Origin of the sequence: Streptomyces bullii (assembly GCF_042657145.1) — a bacterium.
GTDB lineage: Bacteria > Actinomycetota > Actinomycetes > Streptomycetales > Streptomycetaceae > Streptomyces > Streptomyces bullii.
On the sequence record NZ_JBHSNY010000043.1, the window covers coordinates 1 to 1,155 of the forward strand.

Sequence of the window (1,155 nt, forward strand, 5' to 3'; positions counted from 1 at the left end):
GCTCCCGCGTGGTCCTCTCGGCGTCGGTCAGCCCGCCGCCCTGCGCATACCTCACGCCCCAGGGCTACCGGTGTCGACACCAGGCTGTCAGGCGAACGGCACCGACATCACCCAATCAAGTTCAGTATCCGAACCGCACCGTACAGACCCGGGCCCTGCACGCCTACCTGCGCTGGCGCAACAACAACGCCCGCCACCCCCGACGTCCTGGCCGCCCAACAACGCGCTTTCCCGGCGGGGAGGTCGGCCTGGCCCTTCTCGCGACGGTGCGGGATGACCAGGCTGGTGCCCCGGTAGCCGCCGTCCGTGATGACCGTGGTCTTGCCGACGGCGTCTTTGGCGCCGGACAGCTCCCATGCCTTGCAGTCGTTGCGGTTGCCGGGCAGTGGCCGGCCGATGGCGACGACGAGCCGGGTGTCGGCGTCGATGACGACCTGGTGGTCGGTGGAGTACCTGTAGTTCTTCGACTGCTCGGCGATGGTGTGGTCGCGGGTGGGAACCAGGGTGCCGTCCACGATCAGCACGGTGTTCTTGCGGTACCGCTTGCGCTGCTGGAGCGCGAGCGCAGGGCTGAGGTGGGCGATGATGCGGTCAGCGGCCGACTTCGACACCCCGAACAGCGGCGCGAGCCGCCGCAGGGTCAGGTTGGTCCGCAAGTAACGCCGCGACCAGCAGGACCCGGTCTTCCAGCGGCAGGCTCCACGGCCGGCCCTTGCGGACCGGGTCCGCACCCTCGCGTCGCAATGCGGTGATCAGCTTGCCGAACTGACGCGGGCTCAGCCCGGTGAACGGGGCTATTCAGGACGGCTCCGACGCTGTGATCACACCAGACACAGCGAGATCACTCACCCGTGACCAGCAGTACGGGACAGCCCTTTGTACTCCAGTTGCAGTTCGCTATCTCTGCTGGTCAGAGGCACCTTCTCGAGTCTATTCGACTGCTGTGGCGTCAGGTGCCGGAAGTTCGTAACCTCCACCGCGGCGGCCCGTTGTGATTGTCGTGCAGGATGTGCGGTCCGACGTCTGGACGGCGGAACTGGAAGAGGTACTTGTTCGGGTGGGTCACCGGTTCGGGCGGGTGGACCTACGGCGGCAGATGCGGGCCTATGTGAACGGTCTGCTCGGCCCGGTGGGCCGGAAGAACAGCTGGCAGCT

The 1,155-nt window shown here is 67.1% G+C and carries 2 pseudogenes; one reads left to right on the forward strand and one right to left on the reverse strand.

Going from position 1 to position 1,155, the window contains the following annotated elements:
* Positions 1-227 precede the first annotated feature (227 nt).
* Positions 228-798 (reverse strand): annotated as a pseudogene (locus ACFPZJ_RS39785) (transposase family protein); the annotation flags it as partial.
* Between the two features lie 211 nt (positions 799-1,009).
* On the opposite strand from ACFPZJ_RS39785, the pseudogene ACFPZJ_RS39955 reads away from it, so the two are divergent.
* Positions 1,010-1,155 (forward strand): annotated as a pseudogene (locus tag ACFPZJ_RS39955) (IS701 family transposase); the annotation flags it as partial.